At 60.8% G+C, this 17,976-nt stretch carries 17 protein-coding genes and 1 tRNA gene; 11 read left to right on the forward strand and 7 right to left on the reverse strand.

Annotation, left to right across the window (positions count from 1 at the left end):
• Positions 1–108: 108 nt before the first annotated feature.
• Positions 109–1,767: a DNA repair helicase XPB gene (locus CPA42_RS02570; protein ID WP_002518778.1), complete on the reverse strand. Its 1,659-nt coding sequence runs from the start codon at positions 1,765–1,767 to the stop codon at positions 109–111.
• A gap of 424 nt (positions 1,768–2,191) precedes the next feature.
• On the opposite strand from CPA42_RS02570, the gene CPA42_RS02575 reads away from it, so the two are divergent.
• Complete coding sequence (locus tag CPA42_RS02575) at positions 2,192–2,347, forward strand: hypothetical protein (RefSeq protein ID WP_002516720.1); 156 nt, start codon at positions 2,192–2,194, stop codon at positions 2,345–2,347.
• Between the two features lie 51 nt (positions 2,348–2,398).
• On the opposite strand, the gene CPA42_RS02580 is transcribed toward CPA42_RS02575, so the two are convergent.
• Together CPA42_RS02580 and CPA42_RS13670 are read right to left on the reverse strand one after the other, a co-directional pair.
• Complete coding sequence (locus tag CPA42_RS02580; RefSeq protein ID WP_002516710.1) at positions 2,399–4,528, reverse strand: helicase-associated domain-containing protein; 2,130 nt, start codon at positions 4,526–4,528, stop codon at positions 2,399–2,401.
• On the reverse strand, positions 4,525–5,280 hold the full coding sequence (locus tag CPA42_RS13670; RefSeq protein WP_002516679.1) for a hypothetical protein: 756 nt from the start codon (positions 5,278–5,280) through the stop codon (positions 4,525–4,527). The genes CPA42_RS02580 and CPA42_RS13670 overlap by 4 nt, the downstream gene beginning before the upstream one ends.
• 173 nt (positions 5,281–5,453) lie before the next feature.
• Here CPA42_RS13670 and nagB point away from each other — a divergent pair, with 173 nt between their 5' ends.
• The 3 genes from nagB to CPA42_RS02605 all read left to right on the forward strand — a co-directional run bounded on the left by nagB (position 5,454) and on the right by CPA42_RS02605 (position 7,569).
• The gene (gene nagB / locus CPA42_RS02595; protein ID WP_002513215.1) at positions 5,454–6,239 is read left to right on the forward strand and encodes a glucosamine-6-phosphate deaminase; all 786 of its coding nucleotides are present in this window, start codon (positions 5,454–5,456) and stop codon (positions 6,237–6,239) included.
• Between the two features lie 146 nt (positions 6,240–6,385).
• On the forward strand, positions 6,386–6,769 hold the full coding sequence (locus tag CPA42_RS02600) for a cold-shock protein (protein ID WP_002516674.1): 384 nt from the start codon (positions 6,386–6,388) through the stop codon (positions 6,767–6,769).
• Positions 6,769–7,569 carry a DUF3027 domain-containing protein gene (locus tag CPA42_RS02605; RefSeq protein WP_002516686.1) on the forward strand — a complete coding sequence of 267 codons (801 nt, stop codon included), beginning with the start codon at positions 6,769–6,771 and terminating at the stop codon, positions 7,567–7,569. The genes CPA42_RS02600 and CPA42_RS02605 overlap by 1 nt, the downstream gene beginning before the upstream one ends.
• 37 nt (positions 7,570–7,606) lie before the next feature.
• On the opposite strand, the gene CPA42_RS02610 is transcribed toward CPA42_RS02605, so the two are convergent.
• Positions 7,607–7,879, reverse strand: coding sequence for a DUF2530 domain-containing protein (locus CPA42_RS02610; RefSeq protein WP_002516640.1), 273 nt, complete (start codon positions 7,877–7,879; stop codon positions 7,607–7,609).
• A 15-nt stretch (positions 7,880–7,894) separates the two neighbouring features.
• Here CPA42_RS02610 and CPA42_RS02615 point away from each other — a divergent pair, with 15 nt between their 5' ends.
• Positions 7,895–9,406: an NCS2 family permease gene (locus CPA42_RS02615; protein WP_002516671.1), complete on the forward strand. Its 1,512-nt coding sequence runs from the start codon at positions 7,895–7,897 to the stop codon at positions 9,404–9,406.
• Here CPA42_RS02615 and CPA42_RS02620 read toward each other — a convergent pair.
• On the reverse strand, positions 9,381–10,091 hold the full coding sequence (locus CPA42_RS02620; protein ID WP_002516678.1) for a hypothetical protein: 711 nt from the start codon (positions 10,089–10,091) through the stop codon (positions 9,381–9,383). The two genes, CPA42_RS02615 and CPA42_RS02620, sit on opposite strands and share 26 nt — an antisense overlap.
• A 310-nt stretch (positions 10,092–10,401) precedes the next feature.
• Between CPA42_RS02620 and CPA42_RS02630 the strand changes: the two genes are divergently transcribed.
• Entirely contained in the window at positions 10,402–11,238 is an 837-nt protein-coding gene (locus CPA42_RS02630) for a hypothetical protein (RefSeq protein ID WP_002518784.1), read from the forward strand.
• On the opposite strand, the gene serC is transcribed toward CPA42_RS02630, so the two are convergent.
• Positions 11,235–12,398 (reverse strand): phosphoserine transaminase, encoded by a 1,164-nt coding sequence (gene serC, locus CPA42_RS02635; RefSeq protein WP_002518785.1) that lies wholly within the window; start codon positions 12,396–12,398, stop codon positions 11,235–11,237. The genes CPA42_RS02630 and serC overlap by 4 nt on opposite strands.
• 47 nt (positions 12,399–12,445) lie before the next feature.
• Between serC and CPA42_RS02640 the strand changes: the two genes are divergently transcribed.
• The 5 genes from CPA42_RS02640 to CPA42_RS02660 all read left to right on the forward strand — a co-directional run bounded on the left by CPA42_RS02640 (position 12,446) and on the right by CPA42_RS02660 (position 17,803).
• Positions 12,446–13,576, forward strand: a complete 1,131-nt coding sequence (locus tag CPA42_RS02640; RefSeq protein ID WP_002516723.1) for an N-acetylglucosamine-6-phosphate deacetylase — start codon at positions 12,446–12,448, stop codon at positions 13,574–13,576.
• 129 nt (positions 13,577–13,705) lie between these two features.
• Complete coding sequence (locus CPA42_RS02645; RefSeq protein ID WP_002518786.1) at positions 13,706–14,428, forward strand: metal-dependent transcriptional regulator; 723 nt, start codon at positions 13,706–13,708, stop codon at positions 14,426–14,428.
• A gap of 20 nt (positions 14,429–14,448) precedes the next feature.
• Entirely contained in the window at positions 14,449–15,528 is a 1,080-nt protein-coding gene (locus tag CPA42_RS02650) for a hypothetical protein (RefSeq protein ID WP_002518787.1), read from the forward strand.
• 49 nt (positions 15,529–15,577) lie between these two features.
• Positions 15,578–16,015 carry a thioredoxin gene (trxA, locus tag CPA42_RS02655; protein WP_002518788.1) on the forward strand — a complete coding sequence of 146 codons (438 nt, stop codon included), beginning with the start codon at positions 15,578–15,580 and terminating at the stop codon, positions 16,013–16,015.
• A 171-nt stretch (positions 16,016–16,186) separates the two neighbouring features.
• Complete coding sequence (locus CPA42_RS02660; RefSeq protein ID WP_002516632.1) at positions 16,187–17,803, forward strand: MFS transporter; 1,617 nt, start codon at positions 16,187–16,189, stop codon at positions 17,801–17,803.
• Between the two features lie 79 nt (positions 17,804–17,882).
• Here the strand turns inward: CPA42_RS02660 and CPA42_RS02665 are convergent.
• Positions 17,883–17,955 (reverse strand) — tRNA-Arg (locus CPA42_RS02665).
• Between the last annotated feature and the right edge of the window lie 21 nt (positions 17,956–17,976).

Here is a 17,976-nt window from a genome sequence, read left to right on the forward strand (position 1 = left end):
GCTCCGGTAGCGACGAGCAAGCCCCCTAACGCTGTACGTCTGGCGATTAGCGCCTTCCCAGACAAGCATGTCCTCCTGTTCGTGGACCCGGTGCGTTCACGTCCATTCTCACGCCGTTCGGTCCAATGCGTCCAGATCGTCTGCATCAATGATGCGGTACGAGTATCCCTGCTCGGCCAGGAATCGCTGACGATGGCTGGCAAAGTCTGTATCAACGGTATCGCGCGAGACGACCGCATAGAAACGGGCCACCAGGCCCTCTTTGGGACGCAGTAGACGGCCCAAACGCTGGGCCTCTTCTTGACGCGATCCAAATGCTCCCGAGACCTGGATGGCGACCTCCGCGCTTGGTAGGTCAATGGAGAAGTTGGCGACCTTAGAGACTACGAGCAGGTCGATCTGCCCCTCCCGGAAGTCCTGGTAGATCTCCTGACGGCGAGTCGGCGTCGTTGAACCGGTGATAATCGGGCACTTCAATTCCGCGGCCAGCTCCTCCAACTGGTCAACGTATTGGCCGATGACAAGGGTGGGCTGTCCACGATGACGCTCGACCAGGTCTCTCACGACCTTGTTTTTAATGGGGAGGGTTGCGGCCATCCGGTAGCGGACGTCAGGCTCGGCCATCGCGCAGGCCATCCGGTCAGACTCCGACAAGCTCACCCGCACCTCGACGCAATCAGCAGGTGCGATCCATCCTTGGGCTTCGATTTCCTTCCACGGAGCGTCGTAGCGTTTCGGGCCGATGAGGGTGAAGACATCGTCCTCGTGTCCGTCCTCACGCACTAGGGTGGCTGTCAGGCCGAGACGACGACGCGCTTGCAGGTCAGCCGTCATTCGGAAGACCGGGGCCGGCAGCAGGTGTACCTCGTCATATATCACTAGGCCCCAGTCGCGGGCTTCGAAGAGTTCTAGGTGTGGGTGCACTCCGTGACGTTTGGTGGTGATGACCTGATAGGTGGCGATTGTTACCGGGCGCACTTGTTTGCGCGACCCGGAGTATTCACCGATGTCGTCGGGGGCGAGGGAGGTGCGACGAACGAGTTCCTCTTTCCACTGCCGTGCTGAAACGGTGTTGGTAACGAGGATCAGAGTGGTGCAGCGGGCGAGGCTCATAGCGGTGGCCCCGACGACCGTTTTGCCAGCGCCGCAGGGCAGTACAACGACTCCAGATCCGCCGTCCCAGAAAGACTGCGCCGCTACTTTCTGGTAGGGGCGCAGGCTCCAACCATCCTCGTCAAGGTCGATGTCGTGGTGCTCGCCGTCGACGTAACCGGCGAGGTCTTCAGCCGGCCACCCCAGCTTGAGCAGCGCCTGTTTGAGGGTGCCGCGCTGCGAAGGATGGACCACAGCCGTCTCATCATCGATTTGATTACCGACAAGACCGCGCACTGACTTGGAACGCAACACCTCGGTGAGTATGGCTCGTTCAGTCGACACCAATACCAGCCCATGGGTGGGGTGCTTCTCAATGCGCAACCTGCCATACCTTGACATCGTCTCGGTGACATCGATGAGCAGGCCGGAGGCTACCGGGTAGCGCGAATACCTCATGAGGATGTCGACGACTTGCTCTGCGTCGTGGCCGGCAGCCATGGCATTCCACAGTCCCAGCGGGGTGATCCGGTAGGTGTGGATGTGTTCAGGGGCGCGTTCTAGTTCCGCGAATGGGGCTATAGCGTGGCGACACTCGTCTGCCTGGGGGTGGTCTACCTCCAGCAGGAGAGTGTGGTCGGACTGGACAATGAGTGGGCCGGGTACAGAAGTCATCACTCCAAGTATCGCCCCACAGCGTGCGTTTGTTCCCGGCGAGGTTCGGGTTGAGTGCGTCGGTGTCGCAGCCCGCGGGCGGTTGTGGCAATGATGCGCGGCGAGGATCCTGTTGCCACCGCAGATGGCAGAGGGAACGCTTGCGAGCCGCATAGCCACAGCTAGGCGGGGGAACCAGCAGCTCCACGTCAGCCGCGTTCCGAGATGCGATGGTCTGGCTGCGCTGGGGCCATGATGACAGCGCAGAAAGCCCTCTCGCGCCGCAGGGAGATCGCCGCAGTGTGCGTGGACGGGTTGTGTGCTCAGTAGCCGGTCGGGTGATTGGTTGTTGAGCGCATACTGTCTGAGCTTGTGGGTATGGCCGTGGGCATGCGCACTATCATGAATACGTGGACGTCGACCCGCGAAAGGTGGATGCGGGAGCATGAGTGCTCATGCATACTGGGAATATATCCAATTTCAAGGACGTCCCGTAACCGTGTTCACCACGGTGACCGGCGCGGCCTCTTCGGGAAGCGTCGCCACTATCGTGAGGGTTGATCTGGCGTCTCATGACATTGGCTGGGTTCACCGACGCTGACAATTGGCGGTGGGTGGGGGACGGGGACGTTCCTGGCCCTGGCAACCCGCCTCAGACAGGCTGGCAGGACGTGATTCGCGAGACCGGCACGATGGTCACCCCGCCACCGCCCCGGATGACACAGCGCACCGCACCGGCGGTCGCGGCCATAATCCGCACTGTTTGACGCACTGACGTGCCGTCATCAACGACCCGTTCGATGTACATCCAGGTGCCATCTTGCTGAGCTTGGTGGAGCTGGGCGATCAGTTGCCGCCGATCGGAAAATCCGCGTCCCCTCTTGTCCAACAATGAAGCAGCCAGCTCCTCGGGGTCGGCCTGGGGGGCGGATGATGCCGGTACGTCCACCTTGGCTCGCGGGGGCGGGGGCGCAGAGAACACGTCACCGTGGGCGTCGCGAGCTACCGGGGACATTCCCAACTGACGCAGACCTGCCAGCACTTGGTCGGGTTCGGCTTGGGCAACCAACACTTGGGGTCCGACGCGGCGCAGTCCAACATCGGTGGTTAGTGAGCTACGCAGAATCGCCTCGACGGTGGCTGGATCGTCGACTTCTAGGAGCGCTCCAGCGGCCGCTACCGACACCCGACCGTGGTCACGCACGACGTCATTGAGGAGTACTAGGAGGCTTTGCGGAACATCCCCGAGGGAGTGTTCGGCCCACCATTGGCGCACTCGCTCACCGGTCCACCCGGCATCGAGGGCACGACGCAGGCTAGAGCGGTTGAATCGCCTGACACCGGCGATCCCGGTGGACTCACGGTCGGCAAGTAGGGCGAGGTCGGCAGCGGTGTCGGGGGTAAGTGGGCCGGGAGCGACCGCGGTGAGGTCAGATTGCAGAATCACCTCGTCGGTGCGTTCCGGCATGTCGGCACAGGTGCGTGCATCGACGAGGTCAGTGCGCGCGTCTAGTGCGACCATCCCGAGCACTCTGCACTCATCCAGGACAGCCTCCACCAAAGAGTCGTCGACGGTGGTGCCCGGCTGACGCCACCGGATCCGATTCGCGATGACTTTGGTCTCGATCGGAGTGCCCGGCTCGGCACTGTGTAGTTCCCGGTGTATCAGGCGACGCCATGCTTGAGCGGTTGCGGGTGCTGAGGCGCCGAGAGCGTTGCCGAGGTTACCGGGCAACTGCGGAATGTGTCGCCACGCTTCTCTCAGGCTCACCCATTGCCCCCACAGCGAGTCGGTACGCCATCGGTCGGCCAGGGGAGTAGGGAGCCAGCTGCGTCCGTCAGCCCCGATGAGACCGCCTGCGGCAGCCAGGGCGAGGTAAACCCATCCGTCGTCTCCGGGTGCCACCCGAGACAGCACGATGCGTGCATCCCGCTTGGCAATGCCACCGCTGGCCAGCAAAGCGCAGTTGTGACGCTCCATTGCCTCCAACAAAGCAGACATTGCGCTGACGGCTTCGAGGGCAGTTCCGAGTCCGGCCCGGTTCACCAAGTTGGTCTGATGTGGTTCGGACCATGGCGGTGGGGTAGGGCTGGGCTGTTCGGCGAAGAGGCGGTTCCCGCGCAGCATGAGAGACACCTCTCGGGGCAAGATGACGGTGTCGTCGCTAAGGGGACGCAATAGCCGATGGGCTAGAGCGGTCTCGACGGGGGTGGTGGCTGTGGCGGGAGTAACGGCGCGACGAGCATTGGGGACGTGCCCAGTGGGGGACCACACCAGACGTTCGAGTACGGATCGAGCTTTGGAGCCAGCCGCCGCCAACTTTTCGGCGACCTCGTTGGGATTCATGGGCAGGACGGACGCTGGTGCAAGTCCGGCGGGATATCCGGACAGATGAGCGGTGACGATCTGGATGACGTGCAGCTGTCCGGAATCTTCCAGGACTAGGGCCATATTAAGTAGGTCAGAGATGCCGTCGGCGACGTCGGCCTGGATGGCTTCAGGTTTAATCGGCCACCCCTGACACAACGCCTCAGCAAGCTCGGTGAAGCGGAGATCCCCTAGGGCAGCTAGTGCGGTCAGAAGACTCAACCGCCAACGATCGAGGCTGGAGATCGCCGCAATGATGGATGCGTGGGTGCTCGCGCGCGAAGACACCTCAGTCAAATCCCTCGGGGTGGGATTGGCTAAGTCGGGACGCAGGGTTAACAGCCGCGACAGACTCTGCGCATCGAGATTTCGGATAGTGGAGGCAAGGGTTGTTGGCTCCTCGGACGGGCTCATCGGGAGGACCCCGGGTCATCGGGAGTGAGCTGACGGTCAATGAGGATGAACCCCAAACCCAGCATGATGACGCAACCGAGACGAGACATCCATGCGAACTGTGCCAATACGGTGCGTACCGGCGACTCGATGGCCCCGCCAATAATGACGGCGACCGTCACCGCAGTAAGAGCCTTAGTGAGGCGTCCAGCAGCAAAAGGGTGACGCCATGCCAGCCACCATGTGATGAAGAGGGCTGGAATAGACAATGGAGACCACGCGCATCCCAGGACGAGAACGACGATCCACGGCCATCCTAACCCCTGGCACAGGTCGAGGAAGGACCGGCTGCCAGCTTTGGAAGGGGTACGCGGATCGAGACGCGAAGGCATGCGAACCGATTTGATGCGAGGTGGCGGTGTTGTCGATACCGGCGCTTCTGTCGGTGCCGACCACGTGGAATAACCGCTAGTGAGCCGGCTGGTGCGGATCGGTTCATGCGGATCGTGGTGCTCGATACGTGGCCCTGTGAGCCCAGCCTGGGTGGAGAACGGTTCCAGGGGCTGACGGCTACTGCGTCGACGGGGGATCAGCTCGGTGAGCGGGCGGTGATCGCCTCCTTGGTAGTGGTGTGGGGCGCTACAAGGCTTTCCAGCAGCAGGATTGACGGGTTGGGTCGGGGTTTCCAGCGGATCGGCCCGAGGTGCTTGGAAGGCGCGCGGAGCAGGCCGGGAGTCGACGACGTCGACGGGTGCGGTGATGCTGCGTGCCATATCTCCATGGTACGGGGTAAGACCGACGATCCGGCACGCTCACCTGTGCCGGATCAACGCTCATAGGCGATGAGTGTGATCGCTCAAGAACGCTTACATGGCCCTAGTCTCACTTCAGGCACGTCCCAGCTAGGACGTGGCGCACGCTGTGATCGCGTCAAGGAAGGTTCGACATGGAGGTCATCATCTGCTCGGATGAGCAGGCCGTCGGGCGGATCGCCGCCGACCGGATTGCAAAGGTTTTGGGCCGGGCCAAGGCTCCGGTGTTGGGAGTCGCGACTGGATCGACCCCGCTGACGACCTACTCTTCCCTGGCTGCTCTGGCAGCCGAGGGTAAGGCTGACTTTACTGATCTGCGCGCCTTTGCCCTTGACGAATACATTGGGCTTCCTGCAGACGATGAGCGCTCCTACGCAGCTACCATCCGCCACACCGTCACCGAACAGCTGGGACTCGATCCGGCCAACGTCCACACCCCCGACGGCATGGCCGATGACCTCGATGCTGCCTGCGCCGCATACGAGACAGCCATCCAGGAGGCTGATGGCGTCGATGTTCAGATCCTTGGCATTGGGGCAAATGGACATATTGGTTTCAATGAGCCCACCAGTTCGCTGTCTTCGCGCACTCGCGTCAAGACCCTTGCGGAGCGCACAAAGGCTGACAATGCCCGCTTCTTTGAGGAGGGGGAGAAGGTCCCGAGTCACTGCGTCACCCAGGGGCTCGGTACCATCATGGACGCTCGCAATGTTGTGCTGTTGGCCATCGGAGCCAACAAGGCTGACGCGCTGGCAGGGGCTGTCGAGGGGCCTGTTTCGGCGATGTGCCCGGCGTCGGTGCTGCAGTTCCACCCCCATGTTTTGGTGATTGCGGACGATGCTGCAGCCTCGAAGCTCACCATGGCTGAGTACTTCCGATGGACAGATTCCCAGCGAGGTGACCTCTCCGGAGCGATGTGAGATTTCGGTGATACTCCTGGCCTGGTAGGTGTCTTCGCGCCGGGCTATCGAAGTATCGGATAATGGTGAGTGGTGGACCGTCGTCAAGGCTTGTAGCCTGGTATGGCGGTCCATCGACCGTCATGACCAGAAGGAGTGAGCCAGAGATGCCAACCGGAAAGGTGCGTTTCTACGACGCCACCAAGGGGTTCGGTTTCCTGACGAAGGACGGCGGCGGCGACGTGTACGTCAACGCTTCTGCCCTGCCCGCAGGGGTGAATACCCTGAAGCCCGGTCAGAAGGTTGATTTCGGGATTGTTGAGGGACGTCGAGGAGAGCAGGCCTTGTCCCTGCAGATCATCGAGACCCCTGCCTCGTTGTCCAAGGCGAGTCGCAAGAAGCCGCAGGACATGGCGGTGATCTGTGAGGACCTCATTAAGATGCTCGACAAGATGGGCAATGGTTACCGGCACGGGCGTCACTCTGATTCGCGCACTGCCGGCGCCGTGGCCAAGATGCTTCGTGCAGTCGCTGACGAGTTGGAGCTGTGATGACACAGGTGACGTCGAAGCCGCGCACTGCGACCCGAACTATCAAAGCCGATGCGACCATTGCGAAGGCTGTTGATCAGGCCCGGGAAGCTGCCGAGTACCGAGCTGGTGATTTCGGTGTGGGCGAGCACGTCGGGACTATCGCTGAAGGTGAGCGAGTCCTGACCCATCTCTTCGAGTGCCCGCATCCCGGTTACCGAGGATGGCGTTGGGCCGTGACAATGTCGCGTGCTCTACGTGGCCGTAACGTCACTGTCAATGAGGTTGTCCTCGTCCCTGGCGAGGATTCCTTACTCGCCTCCCCATGGGTGCCGTGGCGTGATCGGGTGCGTGCTGGTGACATCGCCGCAGGCACTCTCATGCCGACTGCTGACAACGACCCGCGTTTGGAACCTGGTTACACCGGCGGTGAACTGGCCGCAGATGAGGATCCGGCTGAATGGGCTGCTACTCGCGCTGTTGCTTCTGAGTTGGGTTTGGGACGGGAGCGACTGCTGTCGCGGGAGGGCCGTGACTCCACCGCCGAGCGCTGGCTCGCTGGTGAGGGCGGCCCGGACAACGCGACGAGCCATCATGCGCCAGCCAGCTGCGTGACCTGCGGGTATTTCGTGCGCCTACAGCATTCTCTGGGACGGGTTTTTGGGGTGTGCTCGAACGAGTACTCTCCCTCCGACGGTTCGGTGGTCCACGTCGACCATGGTTGCGGAGGCCACTCCGACGTCGTTGAGAAGCGTCGGGGGATTGAGCTCCCAGAGCCCGTTTTCGACACCATCTCGGTTGACGAGTCGTTGTTCGACTGAGTCGTCTTCTTCGCAGAAGCCCCGGTCTGCGATGAACTCAATGACGGGAACGCTGCCAGCAATATGCGGTGCCGACAACACCTAGGCCGGTACCCGTCAGGCAGATCCACAGCCAGTCGCGGTAACCAGTCTCGGTGAGACGGTCGAGCATGATCCAGCAGATGAGGGATGCCACTGCGAAGGCGATAGTTCCCACGATGCCGACCGTCACCCCGTTTTCGTCAACGGGTGCGACGTTCGCCTGGGTAAGCAGGTGATGGTTGGACACCGCTCCATCGTAATGCCCTGCAACATTGTTGTGACACGTCATCCCTAGAATGCCTCCGTGCCTAGCAACACCGCATCAGCAAGATTTGATCAGTGGTTCCATCTGACAGAACGTGGTTCGACGACGTCGCGCGAAGTTCGCGGCGGCATCGTCACCTTCTTCACGATGGCATACATCCTGGCTCTCAATCCTCTCATCATCGGTACCGCAGCGGATAAGAATGGCAAACTCCTCAATGGAGCTCCGAAATTCCTCGACGCTGCTGGCACCAGCCTTAATACTGCTGGCATTGATGACAACAAAATCATGGTGATGGCAGTGACTGCCTTCGTGGCTGCCATCATGACGATTGCTATGGGTGTCTGGGGACGATTCCCGATGGGTATCGCAACAGGCCTGGGCATTAACTCCCTGCTTGCCTACGTCGTCGCCCCGACGATGACGTGGTCTCAGGCGATGGGTTTGGTTGTCTGGGAGGGCATCTTCATTCTGGTGTTCGTCCTTACTGGTGTCCGGGAAATGATTTTCCGGGCTGTCCCTAATTCCTTGCGGTCGGCGATCAGTGTTGGAATTGGCCTGTTCATCGCTTTTGTGGGATTTGTGGATTCTGGCGTGATTCGCCCTGGCTCGGGTACCCCTGTCACCCTCGGAGTTGGTGGCAGCTTGGAGGGGTGGCCAATCTTGCTGTGCCTGTTCGGTTTCCTGTTGCTGGTGGTGTTGCATCAGCGTCACATCAAAGGGTCTATGCTCATCGCGATCATTGGCACCTCACTGGTGGGTGTGGCCATCGAGGCCGTGGGGAACATCGGTGCGCAAAGTGACAAGAACCCCACTGGCTGGGCCCTCAACGTGCCCCGTCTGCCCGGCGCCTCGGATTTCCGCTGGCCCGATCTGGGCTTGCTCGGTCATGTTGACCTCTTTGGTGGGTTCCTTGCCAACGGGCACTTTCGTATTGGTGTCTTCTTGGGCACCCTGCTGGTGGTGTTCTCCCTGATGCTTGCCGACTTCTTCGACACCATGGGGACGGTTGTTGCGATCGGTGACCACGCCGGGCTTCTTGACGAGACCGGCAATCCTGAGCACCTCAAGGGAATCCTGGTCGTTGACGCCTTGGCCGCGGTGGCTGGCGGTCTTGGCTCGGCGTCGTCGGCAACGGGTTACGTCGAGTCGGCTGCTGGCGTGGGAGAGGGAGCCCGCACAGGTATCGCCTCCATCGTCACCGGTCTGGGATTCCTGCTGGCGATGTTCCTGTCGCCAATCGTTTCGATCATCCCGTCCGAAGCAGCCGCACCGGTGCTTGTTTTCGTCGGGTTCCTCATGATGGCTCAGGTCACGCGCATTGACTGGAAGCACGTTGAGGAAGGCCTACCGGCCTTCCTAGGCATGGTGCTTATGCCGTTCGCCTACTCGATCACTACAGGTATCGGAGCTGGACTCATCATGTTCTGCATCACGAAGGTCATCGCTGGTAAAGCTCGCAGCGTGCATCCTCTGCTGTGGGTCGTTGCCCTCCTCTTTGTGGTGTATTTCAGCCAGACCCTCCTCATGAAGCTGTTCGGCCAGCTCTGAGACCAGTGGGGTGGGCGTCTTCGACGGTGTCCGGCTGCCAGACCACTAAGAGGCCTGGCGCCGGGCGGCCCAGATCGACTGCGAGATGATTCCACCCCGGATATGAGCTGAGGAACTTCAGCACGGCGTTAACCTCACCTCGTCGTGCAATCGGCACTGTGCCGATGACCTCGGACAGCTCAACCCAGGTGGCCAGTATCTGCCTGGTGCCGGCATAGCCGATCTTCATGCCAGGTGCTGGTCGCAGTGGAATCTGTGGGTCCTCGTCCATAAGCCGTTTGAGCGAGTAGGTGCTAGGTAGTCCAGCGGCTGCCAGATCGCGATCGAGCTCCTCGAAACGTGCCACCGACATGGGGATCTCGGTCCACCCCCATGACAGGTGGGTGAGCCATTCATTGACAAGCCGCCAGCACCGTGCCGACCGATCGGATTCGATGTAGCGTCCGCAGACGAGGTCTTCGACGTCATGAGGGGTCGGCCATCCGGTTGGCAGCATCGAACATTCAACATTGGGCTTGTAGAGCGGGTGGAACGGGCTGCGCCACCTCGGTCGACGATGATGATGAACGGGCACGCTGAAACGAGCCTCAGCCCACCTACGCAGTTTCATGGCGAGACCCTCGTCGGCCCCGAATATGTCGCGAACTTCGTCGATCGCGATGGCGTTGAATCTCAACCCACCCATAGTGACAGGTTATAGGATAGCGGGGTTGACATAAGGTGTCGTCCATGAATCCACGCTCCAGGCAGCACATCATCAGCGGGGTTCTCATCGTCCTCTTACTCCTCGTCGTGCTGGGATCCCTGCTGTGATAGGTCGGTCCGGCATGGCAGGATGTAACATTGTGACCCAACGATCCCGCACCCGACGTCGCGCCTCCCGAGCCGCAAGCGCGTTGCTGGCGCTCGGATGCGCTTGGGGGTTGTCGGTTAGTCCTGCCGCAGCTGCCGACTTCACCGTCAGAACGGATAAAAAGCTCGGCAAACCTGTCGGTATGGCTGCTGACCTTCATCATGACTGGTACTGGATCACCGACGGTTCTTCGTCGACAGTCCACTCTCTGCTTGCTGTCGACAAGACGGGCAAAGAGGTTCACCGGGTGGTATGGGAGCCAGCCTTCCATGATGTCGAGGCGATGTCGTGGGCTCGTGGGGTACTGTACGTCGCTGACATCGGTGACAAGAAAGCTCAGCGTCGTGGGATTCGGGTGATGTCTCCCACCTCAACGGCAGCCAAGCAGTCCACCTATTACGAGTGGATGTTCACTTATCCGGACGGCGCTCACGACGCCAAAGCCTTGACCGTCAGCCCCAAGGGGAGTTTTTACATCATCACCGACGGTCCACATCCTGCGATTTATCGGGGCGGCCCCCAGGTGAGCCGCACCGAATCGAACCCACTAGAAAAGGTGGCAGATGCCCCTGCTGGGGTCAAAGACGCCACATTCCTGCCAGATGGGTCACGAATGGCCCTCCTCACTGATCATGAGGTGCGCATCGTTGACGCCTACTCCTGGAAGACAGTCGCCAATGCGGCCTTCTCCGGCGGTCAGGCCATCGCGACCGACACCACTCAAAAAACTCTGGAGATTGCGACCTCAGGTAACAAAGTGAGGGGGATCAAATTCCCGACAACCTTGACCTCGATTACGCCGACCCCGTCACACTCTCCGAAAGCCAAGGTGGTTACCCCGGCCAATGGCAAACCGACGTCCAAGGCGCGATCAGGAACTTTTATCGCGGTGATGGGGGCGGTCGTAGTGGCGCTGTGCGCTGGCGTCGTTACGTTCTTCTACGGCCGCTCCCGGGACACCACCTGGCGGCATCGTTAGTCGCGGTTCTCTAGTAGCCAGTCCAGGCATGCCGTCAGAGCCTCGACGTCGCTCGGCTCAATTGAGCTGAAGGTTGCGATTCGGATCTGATTGCGCCCTAGCTTGCGGTAAGGCTCGATGTCGAGGATGCCGTTGTCGCGGGCGCGGGCACACAGTCGTGCGGCGTCGACGGACTCGTCGATGTCGATCGTCACGACAACTGGGCTGCGCAGCGCCGGGTCAGCGACGAACGGGGTCGTTAGGGGGTTGTCCTCGGCCCAGCGGTAGAGGATTCCTGACGTTGACGCTGTGCGTGATGCAGCCCACGCCATACCGCCCTGATCGAGTAGCCAACGGCATTGCGCCTCGAGCATGACGAGGGTGGCCAGAGCCGGGGTATTCAGGGTCTGATCAGCTCGCGAGTTCGTCACGGCGAGACTCAGATCGAGCATCTGGGGTACCCAGCGGGCCGAGGAGGTCACTCTGTTCGAGCGTTCGATCGCTGCAGGTGACAGGATCGCAAGCCACAATCCACCATCTGAAGACAGATTTTTCTGCGGTGAAAAGTAGTAGGCGTCAATGGTTGACATATCCGCCGCGACGCCGCCGGCGGCCGAGGTGGCGTCAACGAGAACGAGGGAGTTGTCGTCAATGTCGTTAGGTCGTCGGACTGGGGCAACGACGCCGGTGGAGGTCTCGTTATGGGCCCATGCGTAGGTGTCAACGTCGCTGACGGCCTTCGGGAGGGCGAGCTTGCCGGGTTCGGCTTGAAATACTGCGGGGTCAGCAAGGAAGGGGGCACGCTGCAGAGCTGAGGAGAACTTTCGCGTGAATTCCCCGTAGACGCCGGTGGCGGCTCGTTTTTCCACGAGGGAGACGGTTGCCATATCCCAGAAAAGGGTGGCTCCACCGTTGCCGAGTGCCACCTCATAATCGGTCGGCAGGTTATACAGTTCAGTCAACTCTTCACGGATTGCCGCGACTACGTGACGGACCGGTGGCTGGCGATGGGACGTACCCATCACGGATCCCGGTTCGGACAGACTGGCCACCACCTCCCGTCGGATCCGAGATGGGCCACACCCGAATCGGGGGTCGGAGGGCAAAAGGTCACGAGGAATCATTGGCTGAGCCATAATCCGATCCTTGCAGATCATGTCGTCTATAACGGCGGAGTTCATGCTGTGATCGTGTGGCAAGATGAGGGAAACCCGGTTAGGAGGCATCGATGATCACCCGCATTGCTTCTCACCACGTCGTCGATCGCGATGGTAGTGATTCACCAGCGACGATCACCGTCGAGGCTGGACGCATTAGTGACGTCAGCGAGGGTATTGATCCCAAGGCCGAACTCGTTGATGAGTGGATTTTGCCCGGATATGTCGACACTCACTGTCACGGTGGCGCCGGTGCTGACTTCACCGACCCTGACCGCGAGGCCGCTTTGCGCGCCGTCCATTACCACCGCAGCCAGGGGTCGACGACTCTTTTCGCATCGACGGTGACCGCAGCGATTGACGACGTCGTCGCGCAGATTGGGCGACTCCGCCAGCTTGTCGACCTTGACGAGATCGCCGGCATCCATTTAGAGGGGCCGTTCTTGGCTGAATCGCGGAAGGGGGCCCACGCCGTCGAGCTGCTGTGTGACCCAGATCCGGTGTCCGTGGGTCGTCTCATCGAAGCTGGCGGTTCGGCTCTCAAGATGGTGACTATTGCGCCAGAACGTGCGCACGGCTTGGAAGCGGTGACCACCTTCACCACAGCCGGAGTGCACGCTGCTATCGGCCATACTGAGTGTGACAACACCACGGCTAGTGCCGCAGTCGACGCGGGAGCAGACGTCATCACCCATCTGTTCAACGCGATGCCGTCGATCCATCATCGAAAGCCCGGTCCGGTGCCGCCAATGCTCACTGATTCGCGAGTGGTCTGCGAACTCATTTGCGACGGCGTCCACTTGGCCCCGGACGTCATTCGGATGGCGATGTCGAGCGCCGGCCCGAAGCGCATCGCCCTGGTGACCGATGCCATGAGCGCGACCGGTCAGCCTGACGGCGACTACATTCTGGGCAGCCTGCCAGTGAAAGTTGTGGATGGAAGAGCCCGTTTGTTGGCCGCTGACGGTTCGCTGGGAGCGATAGCAGGATCGACTCTGACGATGGGTCGAGCGGTCGAATTCGTCACGTCCGTTGTGGGTATCCCGCTGGGACAGGTCGCCGTCATGGCGGCCACAACACCGGCCAAGCTCCATGGTTTGAACGAGGTTGGCGTCATCGAAGAGGGCCACTGGGCTGACTTGTGTCTTACTGACGCGAAGGGTCATCTGGTGCGCGTCATTCACCGGGGTGAGGCCGTCTGACGGCCACAGCGGGTGATTGGGCACTAAACTTTTCATGGAGAGGGTCGCTCGGGCGTAAGCAATGGCGCCCGAAAGATTGTTGACAGTTAGCTTGTCCAGTGGGCAAGCGGCTAGCGTCGTCCCTCGGCTGTGAGGGCGGGGAAGAGGTGCACCGTGAGTAGTGAACTCGTTGACACGACGGAGATGTATCTGCGGACTTTCTACGAGCTACTCGAGGAGGGTGTCGAACTGCGTCGAGCCCGTATCGTTGAGCGGCTGCACCAGTCTGGCCCGACCGTCTCCCAGACCGTGGCTCGTATGGAGCGTGACGGCCTTGTGGTCGTCGAGTCTGATCGCTCGATCTCGCTGACCCAGGAAGGCCACGACGTGGCTCAGACTGTTATGCGCAAGCATCGCCTGGCCGAGTGCCTGCTTACCCAAATCATTGGTCTTCGTCCCGACTTGGTGCACGATGAAGCCTGCCGCTGGGAGCACGTCATTTCCGGCGAAGTTGAGAAGCGCCTCACGGGGCTCCTCGAGAACCCTGATGTTTCTCCATACGGGTGCCCACTGCCGCCTGAGCAGGCAGGGTGTCGTCCGGATGGTTCCGCCCGCTTTCGTGACGACTCCAAGCCCCTAGATGAGGTTATCGCCGAGACTGGCTGCCCGGTCAGCGTGACCGTCACCCGGTTGTCGGAGTTCTTCCAAGCTACCGAGGGTAATCTCGCGGACGTCTACGCTGCCGGCTTATTGCCGGGTAAGAGCGTCGAGGTCGATGATGACGCCGATGGTATTCGTTTGACGGGCCCCAGTGGTTCTATCGTCGTCGATCCGGAGATTCTCTCGGGTCTGTTCGTCGCTCAGAATTCGTGAGTTGCGCTGACTACGCCGTGATGGGTGTGCCTCAAGTCGTGTGTCCCAGCCAGTTGCCGGACCTGGACCAGATTGCCGCCCTCTGCGAGTCAGGCTGGTACGACACCGCCGATTCCATGTTGAGGATGGCGCACGCATCTGAGTCTGCCAATCCTCATGTGGTGCAGGCTGCTGGCGTGATGGCGGTGGCCCGCCGAGTCTTGGCTCTAGATGCCGAGGATTTTGAGGACATCGGTGAGGCCTTGCCCGCGGATCTGCGATCTCGCCTTGTCGACTCTGGTTTTCCACACCACCCGCGTGCCGCAGAGAGGGGAGCTCTTGGGGATCTCATCCCCTTGTATGAGCTCATGCTCGAGGTCCTCGACATCCGGATGCGTCGTGAGGAGCCCCAACAAGTCGTTGTGACCTGCCACATCCTGGGGGAGTACTTGGCGCAGTTGGCCTGGCAACCAGTCTTAGGCGATGGTGGGGATCCGCTCACCTTGCCTGGCAAGGTTGGCCAGAAATGGGGCGGTGATGGTCAAGGCTGTGCCCACACCTCCGCGATGAATGCCACCGCGCGACGCAGCATGCATGCTGCCCAGGGAGACGAGGAGGGGTATACCTCGTACCTCGACAAGTTCCACTCCCGGTTGGGGGAGGCCCTCGGAGTGTGCGCGATGAATCATGCCACTATTGATGCCGGTGAGCGTCCCGACGTTGGTATCACTTGCCCTGACCCATGTCGGTGGGTCTTAGCCGGAACCTGGGAGGAGCGCAGAGCCCTTGACGCGCGGGTGCGCCTGGCACGGATTTTTCAAGAGTCCGGTCTAGTGGCTCTGCGCCATCACGCTCCGGTAGGCCATTTTTTCGGGGTGCCATCGGGCAGCGAGATCGGAAATGCTTGGGTGATGACGTGGAATAAGCTCAACGAACAGTGGGCTGATGGTTCCAACCCGATGCTAGACCCGTCGGCCCCCGGGTATGACGTTGACGCCTCTGATGGGGCCCTGCCTGGCCTTGCCCGGATGGTGTCGGTCATCGCTGCGCGGCCGATTCGAGCTGGCCATTTGCTGCGGGATCTGGGAGTCACCGCGATTGCCGAATTGAAGGCGGTTTGACGTTGCCCGCGTGTTGGTGCATCGGGAATAGCCTGGCGCCTGATGCTGTTTGACGACATACGGGCCGAGGCGCCACGGCGTTGCGGTCGACCGAACCCAAGCAATTACCGGGAGGTACAACGTGGCTACCGTCGCATTGACTAAAGACAACTTCTCCTCGACCATCGATTCCAATGATGTCGTTCTCATTGACTTCTGGGCCTCCTGGTGTGGACCATGCCAGCGGTTTTCACCAATCTATGAGGACGCCAGTGGACGTCACTCTGACGTGACCTTCGCCAAGGTCGACACCGAGGACCAGCAGGAACTGTCTGCCGGTCTGGAGATCACCTCCATCCCGACGATCATGGCCTTCCGTGCCGGATACCTTGTTTTCCGCCAGTCAGGCCTGCTGCAAGGTCGCCAGCTTGATGAGCTTATTGAGAAGGTCAAGGAGATCGACGTCGAGGATCTCAAGAAGCAGGCCGCGGCCCAAAACCAGGGCTGACACCGGGCTTTCCATACCCAGCTGAAACGCGGAGCTCAGGGCCGGCGGCAGGTGGTAGCGTCCTGCTGTCGGCCTGTGCTTCGTCATATCTCATGAGACGACGATAGGGCGGGTCGTGGTGCCCGAGCGCTGTGGTGTGCAGGTCGACCAGGCCGTTCCTAGGAGTTGTCCGTGACATCGAGAATCGAGGTGGCCGAGCTCGTTGAGACAACGCAGCCGGCTGGCCCGAAGCGCCGTATGGGTGTAGTGGCCGCAGTCGCTACCCTGGGTTCACTTCTTTTCGGCTACGACACCGGAGTCATTTCTGGCGCCTTGCCGTTCATGTATCTGCCTCATGGCGCTGGCGGTCTGGCCCTGACGGTGGGACATGAAGGTGCCATCGGTGGCACCTTAACCCTTGGCGCTGCTTTCGGCGGCCTTATAGGCGGGATGATGAGCGACCGCTGGGGTCGGCGTCATAACCTCCTGATTTTGGCTGTCCTCTTTGTTGTGGGAGCTTTGGGAACTGCCGGTGCCCCCAGCGTGTGGGTGATGTACCCCTTCCGAGTGGTGCTCGGATTCGCCGTGGGAGCGGCCTCAGCAACAGTGCCAGTCTACTTGTCGGAGACCTCACCCAAACGGATGCGTGGGCGGATCGTGGCGCTTGACCAATTTATGATCGTCTTTGGTCAGCTGCTGGCTTTCTCCGTCAATGCCGCCATCTCAGCGGCTCATGGGGGACCCAGTTTGATGGTGACTGCGGATCCGACGGGACGACTGTCTCCGGGAACTTATTCCTGGGACACTTTGCAGGCCATGACGACCTCCCACGGGGGAGCGATGACCGACCAGGCTTTTCATGCCTTCCTTACTCAGCTGTCGGTATCAGCCGGGTCCGGTGGAGCATGGCGCTGGATGCTCGTGGTATGCACTCTGCCCGCCATCGCGCTGTGGATCGGTATGAGGAAGATGCCCGAGTCGGCTCGTTGGCATCTAAGCCATGGTCAGCTTCGGGAGACCGTCGCATGCCTCAAACAGGTGCGCGTCGAAGGGGTTGATGAACCCATCGTCGATGAGGTCACTGAGATGGTTGAACTCAACGGCGAGGGCGGCAGGCTCAGTCACCGTCAGCAGTGGGCGGTCGTCATGGAGTCTCGCTGGACGCGTCGCCTCCTGCTGGTCGGGATTTTCCTTGCTGTAGTTAACCAAACCACCGGCGTCAATACCGTCATGTATTACGCGCCCAAGGTGTTGGAGTTCGCAGGAATGAGCACCCAGGCGTCGATTATTTCTCAGGTGGCTAATGGAGTCATGTCTGTTATTGGTGCCGCTGCAGGCTTGTGGCTCATCGAACGGTTTGATCGTCGTCACCTGCTTATCTTCGATGTCACGGCGGTCGGTGTGTGTCTCCTTGGTATTGCGGCTACTTTCGGGCTGGCAATTGCTCCTCATGTGGGTCAAGGGGTACCGAAGTGGGCGCCTATTCTCGTGCTCGTCCTGATGAGTATCTTCATGCTTATCGTGCAGTCCACTAACGGCACAGTGGTGTGGACCATGCTTGGTGAGATGTTCCCGACCCGGATGCGCGGGGCGATGAACGGTGCTGCGGTGTTTTGTGGGTGGCTGGCTAATGCGACGATCACCTGGACCTTCCCGGCCATGCTGGCGGGGCTCGGCGGTGCGGGAACCTACCTGACCTATGGCCTGGTAAACCTCATGATCGCGTTGGTCCTCGTCAAGGTCATGCCGGAGACCAAGGGACGCTCACTGGAGGAGATCGAGGTCGAGATGAAGCAGCGCTACGCCTAAGGGGCGGTCCAATACAACTCGATCCGCCCCGGAAACCGCGATTGAGGAGGGTTGCCCCTGTCGGAAGCGGTTTGTACTGCGGCCCCGATAGGATTCGAACCTACGACACATGGTTTAGGAAACCACTGCTCTATCCCCTGAGCTACGGGGCCCTGCCCATAAAGGGCCTTACT

Source organism: Cutibacterium acnes (assembly GCF_003030305.1).
Lineage (GTDB): Bacteria > Actinomycetota > Actinomycetes > Propionibacteriales > Propionibacteriaceae > Cutibacterium > Cutibacterium acnes.

Coding starts and splice junctions, on each gene's coding strand:
- CPA42_RS02650 (WP_002518787.1), top strand. CDS start 14,449: ATGGGTGTGCCTCAAGTCGTGTGTCCCAGCCAGTTGCCGGACCTGGAC.
- nagB (WP_002513215.1), top strand. CDS start 5,454: ATGGAGGTCATCATCTGCTCGGATGAGCAGGCCGTCGGGCGGATCGCC.
- CPA42_RS02640 (WP_002516723.1), top strand. CDS start 12,446: ATGATCACCCGCATTGCTTCTCACCACGTCGTCGATCGCGATGGTAGT.
- CPA42_RS13670 (WP_002516679.1), bottom strand. CDS start 5,280: ATGGCACGCAGCATCACCGCACCCGTCGACGTCGTCGACTCCCGGCCT.
- CPA42_RS02605 (WP_002516686.1), top strand. CDS start 6,769: ATGACACAGGTGACGTCGAAGCCGCGCACTGCGACCCGAACTATCAAA.
- CPA42_RS02600 (WP_002516674.1), top strand. CDS start 6,386: ATGCCAACCGGAAAGGTGCGTTTCTACGACGCCACCAAGGGGTTCGGT.
- serC (WP_002518785.1), bottom strand. CDS start 12,398: ATGAACTCCGCCGTTATAGACGACATGATCTGCAAGGATCGGATTATG.
- CPA42_RS02620 (WP_002516678.1), bottom strand. CDS start 10,091: ATGGGTGGGTTGAGATTCAACGCCATCGCGATCGACGAAGTTCGCGAC.
- CPA42_RS02630 (WP_002518784.1), top strand. CDS start 10,402: ATGGCTGCTGACCTTCATCATGACTGGTACTGGATCACCGACGGTTCT.
- CPA42_RS02570 (WP_002518778.1), bottom strand. CDS start 1,767: ATGACTTCTGTACCCGGCCCACTCATTGTCCAGTCCGACCACACTCTC.
- CPA42_RS02575 (WP_002516720.1), top strand. CDS start 2,192: ATGAGTGCTCATGCATACTGGGAATATATCCAATTTCAAGGACGTCCC.
- CPA42_RS02610 (WP_002516640.1), bottom strand. CDS start 7,879: ATGACGTGTCACAACAATGTTGCAGGGCATTACGATGGAGCGGTGTCC.
- CPA42_RS02580 (WP_002516710.1), bottom strand. CDS start 4,528: ATGAGCCCGTCCGAGGAGCCAACAACCCTTGCCTCCACTATCCGAAAT.